The 8,447-nt window shown below is 67.3% G+C and carries 7 protein-coding genes; 5 read left to right on the top strand and 2 right to left on the bottom strand.

What is annotated here, in order from left to right; all coding sequences use genetic code 11:
* Window positions 1-5: 5 nt before the first annotated feature.
* The 4 genes from BRAO375_RS34065 (at window position 6) to BRAO375_RS34080 (ending at window position 3,670) form a co-directional block, all read left to right on the top strand.
* The gene (locus tag BRAO375_RS34065) at window positions 6-950 is read left to right on the top strand and encodes an alpha-E domain-containing protein (RefSeq protein WP_035643558.1); all 945 of its coding nucleotides are present in this window, start codon (window positions 6-8) and stop codon (window positions 948-950) included.
* A 186-nt stretch (window positions 951-1,136) separates the two neighbouring features.
* Window positions 1,137-1,985, top strand: coding sequence for a transglutaminase family protein (locus tag BRAO375_RS34070; RefSeq protein WP_009031966.1), 849 nt, complete (start codon window positions 1,137-1,139; stop codon window positions 1,983-1,985).
* Between the two features lie 127 nt (window positions 1,986-2,112).
* Window positions 2,113-2,871: a proteasome-type protease gene (locus tag BRAO375_RS34075; protein ID WP_009031967.1), complete on the top strand. Its 759-nt coding sequence runs from the start codon at window positions 2,113-2,115 to the stop codon at window positions 2,869-2,871.
* Window positions 2,872-2,917: 46 nt separating this feature from the next.
* A complete protein-coding gene (locus BRAO375_RS34080; RefSeq protein ID WP_009031968.1) occupies window positions 2,918-3,670 on the top strand; it encodes an SDR family oxidoreductase in 753 nt (250 codons plus the stop codon).
* 204 nt (window positions 3,671-3,874) lie between these two features.
* On the opposite strand, the gene BRAO375_RS34085 is transcribed toward BRAO375_RS34080, so the two are convergent.
* On the bottom strand, window positions 3,875-5,101 hold the full coding sequence (locus BRAO375_RS34085) for an MFS transporter (RefSeq protein WP_009031969.1): 1,227 nt from the start codon (window positions 5,099-5,101) through the stop codon (window positions 3,875-3,877).
* A 118-nt stretch (window positions 5,102-5,219) separates the two neighbouring features.
* On the opposite strand from BRAO375_RS34085, the gene BRAO375_RS34090 reads away from it, so the two are divergent.
* Window positions 5,220-6,470, top strand: coding sequence for a NupC/NupG family nucleoside CNT transporter (locus BRAO375_RS34090; protein WP_009031970.1), 1,251 nt, complete (start codon window positions 5,220-5,222; stop codon window positions 6,468-6,470).
* Here the strand turns inward: BRAO375_RS34090 and BRAO375_RS34095 are convergent.
* On the bottom strand, window positions 6,408-8,447 hold a 2,040-nt coding region (locus BRAO375_RS34095; protein ID WP_283806111.1), incomplete at its 5' end, for an acyltransferase family protein. The genes BRAO375_RS34090 and BRAO375_RS34095 overlap by 63 nt on opposite strands.

Consider the following 8,447-nt stretch of genomic DNA (forward strand, 5'->3'; position numbering starts at 1 on the left):
TGCCCATGCTGTCGCGCACCGCCGAAAACCTGTACTGGCTCGCCCGCTATGTGGAGCGCGCCGAGTATCTCGCCCGCACCATCGACGCCACCCTGCGCGTCACCGCCCTGCCCGCGGCCTATATCGGCAAGACCAACGAATGGGAATCGGCGCTGATGACCGCCGGTGTCCATGCGAGCTTCTTCGAGGCCTATCCAGAGGCCAACGAGCACAACGTCGTCGAGTATCTGTCGTTCAACCAGTCGAACCCGTCCTCGATCAAGAACTGCATCGAGGCCGCCCGTCTCAACGCTCGCTCGGTCCGCACGGCGCTGACCTCGGAGATGTGGGACACGCTCAACGGCTCCTGGATCGAGCTGCAGGAAGTGTGGAGCAAGGGCACCAAGACGCGTGAGGAGCTCGCCCGCTTCCTGCGCTTCGTGCAGGAGACCTCGCTGCGCTTCGACGGCTCAGCCTACCGGACGATGCTGCGCAACGACGCCTACTGGTTCTCGCGGCTCGGCCTGCATCTGGAGCGCGCCGACAACACCGCCCGCATTCTCGACGTGAAATATCACGTGCTGCTGCCCGAGGAGGAGCATGTCGGCGGCCCGCTCGACTACTACCAGTGGACCTCGATCCTGCGCTCGGTCTCCGCGCTCACGGCGTATCACTGGGTGTATCGCGAGACGCTGAAACCCTGGCTGATCGCGGACCTTCTGATCCTGAATGACACGCTGCCGCGCTCGCTCGCCAGCTGCTACGGCAATCTCGTCCGCAATCTCGACCAGATCGGCGTTGCCTATGGCCGCCAGGGGCCGTCGCAGCGCCACGCCCGCGGCGTGCGCAACCGGCTCGAGCACTCCAACATGGACGACATCTTCCAGCGCGGCGTGCACGAGTTCATCCAGGAGTTCATCGCCGACAATTCGCGTCTGGGAGAGATCATCACCAAGCAGTACCTGATCTGAGCATCCGGACGCGCCGGCATTCGGCGCGCTCCGAGGCAGCCATGGGCGCTCATTGAACTGTGTCTGCAACACCACTCCCGGCGCCCCGCGCCATCCCCTTCGCGAGAGGGGCCCCCCTCCCCCTTTCGGGGGAAGGTGAAACGAGCTACCGCGGACAGCACATCTGACGAAGACTGGTCGACTGCCATGCGCCTGCGTATCTCCCATTCCACCACCTACCGCTACGAGCCGGCGGCGACCGGCGTCATCCAGATCCTCCGCATGACGCCGGGCAGCCATGACGGCCAATATGTCGCGGAATGGCAGATCGACGTATCGACCGATTCGCGGCTGGACATGCACGAGGACGCGTTCGGCAACGTCACCCACGTCATCACCCATGGTGCGCTGCAGGACCTCACGATCACCGCCGAGGGTCTGGTGGAGACCCACGACACCGGCGGCGTGCTCAAGGGCACCGACGAGCGGTTCCCGCCCGGCTTCTTCCTGCGGCAGACCCCGCTGACGACGGCCAACGCCGCGATGAGCGCCATCGTCCGCGAGTTGCGCGCGGAATCGGAGTCCGACGTGCTCGGCTTCCTGCACACGCTGATGATGCAGGTCTACGAGCACATGACCTTCGACGAGGACCCGACCCACAGCGGCACCTCGGCCGCGGAGGCATTCGTCCTGAAGCGCGGCGTCTGCCAGGACTACGCCCACATCTTCATCGCCTGCGCGCGCGCCGCGGCGATCCCGGCGCGCTTCGTGTCCGGCCACTTCCTGCGCTCCGATGGTGCGGTGCATCAAGAGGCTGGCCATGCCTGGGCCGAGGCCTTCGTGCCGAACCTCGGCTGGGTCGGCTTCGACGCCGCCAACTGCATCTGCTCCACCGACGCCCATGTCCGGGTGGCGATCGGATTGGATTATCTCGGCGCCGCCCCGGTGCGCGGCACCCGCTACGGCGGCGGCACCGAGACGCTCACCGTGAAGGTGAAGGTCGAGCAGGTCGGCCGCGGCGGCCAGTCGCAATCGCAGTCGCAGCGCCAGTCCTGAGGGTCTGCCGTAGCCCTCCGCCGCTGCTCCACAAGCGGTCGTCATTCCGGGGCGCGCGCTCCATTGCGGGGTTGGACGCGCCTTCGATTTTCGCTACTAATTCGCGCTCTGGCTTGAGGGGACTGAGATGACCTATTGCTGCGGAATTCTGGTGCGTGACGGGCTTGTCATGATCGCGGACACCCGGACCAATGCGGGTCTCGACAACGTCTCGACCTTCCGCAAGCTGCACATCTTCTCCAATCCCGGCGAGCGCATCGTGGCAGTCGCCAGCGCCGGCAATCTCGCCATCAGCCAGTCCGTGCTGTCGACCCTGACCGAGGGCATGGAAGACCCGGAGACCGGCGAGGTCGAGACGCTGATGAACGCGCCGACCATGTTCCAGGCCGCGCAGCGCATCGGCAAGGCGATCCGCATGGTGCACGCGACGGAAGGTCCGGCGCTGAAGGCGGAGGACATCTCGTTCGACGTCTCCTTCCTGTTCGGCGGCCAGATCAGGGGCTCGCGGATGCGGCTGTTCATGGTCTACACCGCCGGCAATTTCATCGAATGCACCACGGATACGCCGTACCTGCAGATTGGCGAGCACAAATACGGCAAGCCGGTGCTCGATCGCGCGATGCATTACGACGTCGAGCTCTACGAGGCGCTCAAGACCGGGCTGATCTCGATGGATTCGACGATGCGCTCCAATCTCGGCGTGGGCCTGCCGATCGATGTGCTGGTGGTGCGCTCCGATGCTTGCGAGGCCGATCTCAACCACCGCATCGAGGCTGGCGAGCCCTATTTCCACGACCTCCGCTCGCGCTGGTCGGCGGCCCTGCGCGCGGCGCATAACAACATTCCGCGCCCGCCCTATAAGACTCAGAGCGAAGTGAAGCACTGACGCTTCATCCTGCTCAAAACTGCAAAACGTGAAAAGGTGAGGAAACATGGCTGAAGCAAAGAAGATCGCGCTGGTGACGGGCGCAGGCACGGGTGTCGGCCGCGCTACATCGCTGGCGCTGATGAACGCGGGCTTCACCGTGGTGCTGGCCGGCCGCCGCAAGGAGATGCTGGAAGAGACCGCCAAGCTCGGCCCTGCCGGCATGAGCCTTCCCGTGCCCGCCGACATGATGGACCCCGCCTCGATCGCGGCGCTGTTCGACACCGTGAAGAAGACCTACGGGCGTCTCGACGTGCTGTTCAACAATGCGGGCATGGGCGCGCCGCCGGTGCCGTTCGAAGACCTCACGATGGAGCAATGGCAGTCGGTGGTCGCGACCAACCTCACCGCGCCGTTCCTGTGCACCCAGCACGCCTTCCGCATCATGAAGGACCAGAGTCCGCGCGGCGGCCGCATCATCAATAACGGCTCGATCTCGGCGCATGCGCCGCGGCCGTTCTCCTCGCCCTACACTTCGACCAAGCACGCCATCACCGGCCTGACCAAGGCCTCCAATCTCGACGGCCGCGCCTACGACATCGCCGTCGGCCAGATCGACATCGGCAACGCCGAGACGCCGATGACCGAGCGCATGGTCGGCGGCGTGCTGCAGCCCGACGGCCGCATGATGCCCGAGCCGCGCATGGACGTGAAAGCCGTCGCCGACGCCGTCGTCTACATGTCCGGCCTGCCGCTCAGCGCCAACGTGCTGTTCATTACCGTGATGGCGACCAAGATGCCGTTCGTTGGCCGGGGCTAGTCGCCTTTCTCAGAAAGCGCCCCTGCTCTCTCCGCTCGTCATTCCGGGGCGCGCGCAGCGCGAGCCCGGAATCCATAGCCACAAGCGGTAATGTGGCGCGAGATGGCTGCGGCGATTGTCTTGGTCGCATGACGTTTCGTGGTTATGGCTCCGGGCTGATCCCTGCGCGATGCCCCGGAATGACGAAAAGACCGCGGTCGGCCCCTACTCCAACCTCTCCACCTTCCGCAGCTCCGGAAACAGCTTCATCCAGGCCAGCGCCACCGCGATCGTGCCGACACCGCCGAGCACCGCGGCGGGCATGGCGCCGAGCAGCGCGGCGGTGACGCCGCTCTCGAACTGGCCGAGCTGGTTGGAGGCGTTGATGAACAGGAAATTCACCGCGCCGACGCGGCCGCGCATCTCGTTCGGCGTGGCGAGCTGCACCAGCGAGAAGCGGATCACGACGCTGATCGTGTCGGCGGCGCCGAGGATGGCGAGCGACAGGACCGAGATCCACATGATGTGCGAAACCGCGAACACGACCGTCGCCGCGCCGAACACGATGACAGCCTGAAACATCCGCAGGCCGACGCGCCGCTTGATCGTGTAACGCGCGAGCACCGCGGTCATCATCAGCGCACCGACCGCGGGCGCTGCGCGGAGCACGCCGAGGCCGAAAGGACCGGTGTCGAGCACGTCACGCGCATAGATCGGCAGCAACGCAGTGACGCCGCCGAGCAGCACCGCGAACAAATCGAGCGAGATGGTGCCGAGGATCGCGGGATTGGCGCGGATGAAGCGGACGCCGGCAAACAGATCGTCCGCGCTGCCGTCGAGCCGCTCCGCCGGCACGTCGTCCGGCACCTGCATCAAGCCGGTCAGCGCCATGCCGCCGAGCCAGAACAGCATCATGATGCCGTAGGGCAGCCCGGGCGCGACCGCATAAGCGAAGCCGCCGATGGCGGGACCCGTGATGGTCGCGAGCTGCGCCGCGCCGCTCGACAGTGCGCTCGCCCGCTGCAACGTGCCTTCCGGCGCGATCAGCGGCAGCAGCGCGGCCGTCGCCGGGCTCTCGAACGCGCCGGCGATGCCGAGCACGAAGACGGATGCGAACAGCTGCCATTCGCCGAGCTGGCCGGCAGTGGCGCCCCAGCACAGATACAACGCCGTCAGCGCCTCGGCGAGCTGGCACAGCTGCACGACGCGCTTGCGCGGGAAGCGGTCGGCGGCGCTGCCGGCGACGAACACCAGCAAGGCGGTCGGCAGGAACTGGATCAAGCCGACCATGCCGAGATCGAAGGCGCGCCCGGTCAGATCGTAGATCTGCCAGCCGATCGCCACCGCCGCGATCTGGCTCGCGAAGCGCGACAGGCTGCGAGACGACAGGAACAGCAGGAACGCGCTTTGCTTGAGCAGATCGCGCGCGCCGATCGGGACGGAGGTCGACATGATGGCGCCTGCGTGACGCAGGCATAGATGCTTGTCAATCGCAGGCGCCGCATGGCCGTAACGCATTGCGCGGGGCTGTTCCGTCATCTCATAATGAGCCGGGGCTTTGGGGGATCTGATGCTTCAGCTGCAATCGGCGTTCGGGATCGTCGCGCTGCTCGTGCTCGCCTGGGCGCTCGGCGAGAACCGGCGCGCGGTGTCGCTGAGGCAGGCCGCGCTAGGGCTGGCGGTGACGCTCCTCACCGCGGTCGTCCTGCTCAAGGTGCCGACCGTCGCCCGCGCCTTCGGCGCCATCAACGACGCGGTCGGCGCGATCTCATCCGCCTCGCGCGCCGGCACGTCCTTCGTGTTCGGCTATGTCGGCGGCGGCGCCCTGCCCTTCGATCTGAAGGCGCCCGGCGCCGATTTCGTGCTCGCCTTCCAGGCGCTGCCGATCGTGCTGGTCATGAGCGTCCTGACCACGCTGCTGTTCTACTGGCGCGTGCTGCCACCGCTGGTGCGCGGCATGGCCTGGCTGCTGGAGCGGACGCTCGGCGTCGGCGGCGCCGTTGGCCTCTCCACCGCGGCCAACGTCTTCCTCGGCATGGTCGAGGCGCCACTGTTCATCCGGCCCTACCTCGCGCAGATGACGCGCAGCGAATTGTTCCTGGTGATGACCGGCGGCATGGCCGGCATCGCCGGCACCGTGCTGGTCTTGTACGCGACGCTTCTTGCTCCACTGATACCCGACGCCGCCGCGCACTTCGTCATCGCCTCGGTGCTCGGGGCGCCGGCCTCGATCCTGATCAGCCTGATCATGGTCCCGGAGACCTCCAAGCAGCTCACCGGTGGCGCGCTCGGTGATCCAGAGATGCAGGCCTCCTCGACGATGGACGCCATCGTCAAGGGCACCAGTGCCGGACTCGAGCTCTTGATGAACATCGTCGCGCTGCTGCTGGTGCTGGTCGCGCTGGTGCACCTCGCCAACGCGATCCTGTCGCTGCTGCCCGCGATCGGCGGCGCCGCCATCTCGCTGCAGCGGCTGCTCGGCCTGGTGATGGCGCCGGTGTGCTGGCTGATGGGCCTGCCATGGTCGGAGGCCGTCACGGCCGGCAGCCTGATGGGCACCAAGACGGTGCTCAACGAGCTAATCGCCTATGTCGAGCTTTCGAAGCTCGACGCAGCCGCGCTCGGCCCGCGCGCGCGGCTGATCATGCTCTACGCGATGTGCGGCTTCGCCAACTTCGCCAGCCTCGGCATCATGATCGGCGGCCTCGGCACCATGGCGCCGACGCGGCGCGACGAGATCAACGCGCTCGGCCTCAAATCAATCGTTTCGGGCACCCTCACCACCTGCCTGATGGGGGCCATCGTCGGCCTGCTGAACTGAGCCGGGCTGCAGCGCGCGGGACAGGATCAGCGGCGCGACCTTGCCCATCACATGCACCGAGCCCTCGGCGGTCAGATGCGCATGGTCGAACGACAATGGGACGTCGCCGACCGTGAGCGGACAGCTGCGCTGCACGCACACCGCTGACAGGATCGAGACGTAGGACAGCCCTTCGCCGCTCGGCAGCGCCGCCTGCATCGCCTGGTCGAGTTCGAAGATGTCCGAGCGGACGAAGGCAGCGGGATCCGGCGTGACGCCGCGCAGAGTCGCACGCGCCAGCATCGAGGGCAGCCGCGCCCGAAACTGCACGGCGGGACCGAGCAGCACCACCGGAATGCCGGCCTCGCTCAAACGAGCCAGGGTCAGCCGGAGGTCGCGAACCATGCCGGCGAAGCGCGGCGGCCGCGCGTCCTCGAGCCAGTCCGCCGCCATCACCACGAGATCGGGCCGCTGTGACGCGAGATGGTCGCGCATCTGCTCGGCGAGCGCGCGGCAGGCCGGAACGCCCTGCGTTTCCGCGCTGAACGTCGGCATGCAGGTCGGCTGGCTCGCCTGCATGATGTTGACGCGATCAGGATCGAGCTGCGCCTTGAGGCCGTGATAGGCATGCGCGGCAAAGCTGTCGCCCCACAGCAGGATGTTGGTCTTGCCGGTTGCCGGGCGCAGGCAGTCCTCCGCCACGCGTCCGTCCGGCGTCGTGAAGCAGGAGCCGTAGCGATAGACCGGCTTCATGTCATAGCTGTTGTAGTCGTCGAGGCGCTGCGCCGCGCGATCGGCGTCGGAGCTGGCCTCACTTCGCATCAGGCCAAGCCCGCTGCCGGCGAGCAGGAGCACGCTGGCCAGCGCAGCGACGCCGAAGGCGGCGCGCGGCGTCGCGACCAGGCGGCGGTCGCGGAACGGCTGCTCGACATAGCGCCAGGACAAGGCGGCCACCGCGACCGTCAGCGCGAACAGGGCTGCCCGCTCCCCACCGTCGAGCGCGAGGCCGGGCTTGGCGAAGCGCGCAAAGGCGAACAGCGGCCAATGCCAGAGATACAGCGAATAGGAGATGCGGCCGACGAACGCGACCGCGGTGAGAGGCGACAGCAGGCTGCGCGGCCGGTTGGGTACGCCAACTCCGCTCCACAGGAACAGCGCTGCGCCGAGACACGGTGCGAGCGCGTTGGCGCCCGGAAAGCCCGAGCCCGGGCGCAGCGAGAGAATCGGGACCGCCAGCAGCAGCAGCGAGAGCCCGCGCGCCGAGCGCTGTACCAGGCCCGCGCGCGGCGCCGGCAGACCCGAGACGGCGACCAGGCTGCCGAGCAGAAACTCCCAGGCCCGCGGCGGGCTCAGGAAGAACGCGGTCGCGGACGCATGGCCGTGGATCAGCATGACGCTGAGTACGAACGAGGCTACGGTAAGCAGCGCAAGAGCGAGCGGCAGCGCGCGCCGATGCCCGCGGGCCAGCCGCAGCACGGCCCACACCGCGACCGGCAGCACCAGATAGACCTGCTCCTCGACGGCCAGCGACCAGGTGTGCAGCAGCGGCTTCTCGACCGCCGCGTGATCGAAATAGCCGGACTGGAGCCAGAAGAAGATGTTCGAGGTGAAGGTGACGACGGCCGCCGCCGAACGGAAGAACGCGGCGCGCTCGGAGCTGAGCAGATCCCATGACGCCGGGATAGCCGCGCACACCACCATGACATACAGCGCCGGCAACAGCCGCCGCAGCCGCCGTTCGTAGAAGCGCGCAAGCGAGAAGCGGCCCTCCGCATTCTCGGCGGCGATGATGCCGGTGATCAGATAGCCCGAGATGACGAAGAAGATGTCGACGCCGACGAAGCCGCCGAAGATCCCGGGCGCCTCGAAATGGAAGCCGATGACTGCGAGCACCGCGATGGCGCGCAGCCAGTCGATGTCCTCACGATGCGCCTTGGATTGATCGACGCAGACGCCGGCAAGGCCGGACTGCTCCGGCGCGCGGGTCTGCGGTGCAAG

The organism is Bradyrhizobium sp. ORS 375 (genome assembly GCF_000239775.1).
GTDB lineage: Bacteria > Pseudomonadota > Alphaproteobacteria > Rhizobiales > Xanthobacteraceae > Bradyrhizobium.